This is a genomic window from Pseudoneobacillus rhizolycopersici, assembly GCF_054786815.1.
Genome location: NZ_JBTOOE010000205.1, coordinates 1 through 245, shown reverse-complemented (window position 1 = coordinate 245; position 245 = coordinate 1). Strand labels below are relative to the sequence as shown.

At 69.8% G+C, this 245-nt stretch carries 1 protein-coding gene; it reads right to left on the bottom strand.

The genetic code is table 11. The annotated features are described in order from the left end of the window. A partial coding sequence (locus ACX9YW_RS23440) for an NnrS family protein (protein ID WP_460351191.1) occupies window positions 1-245 on the bottom strand: 245 nt, incomplete at both ends.

The window sequence follows — 245 nt, the reverse complement described above, 5'->3', positions numbered from 1 at the left end:
GGCGAAGCGGTGCATCAACAGGCCCCAGCCGAGCAGGCCCAAGCCTTGGCCGAGCGCCACGATGCGGCTGTCGGTCACCGCGCCCAGCAGCACCAGCCACCAGGCGGTGGCCAGCATCAGGCAGGCGGGCCGCACATCGCGCGCGCTGACCTCCGGCATCTGCAACCAGCGGGGGCCTGCCGTGAAGAGGAAGCCCGCGAAGTACAGCGGCATGAAGCCACAGACCATCAGCAAGCCATGCAGCC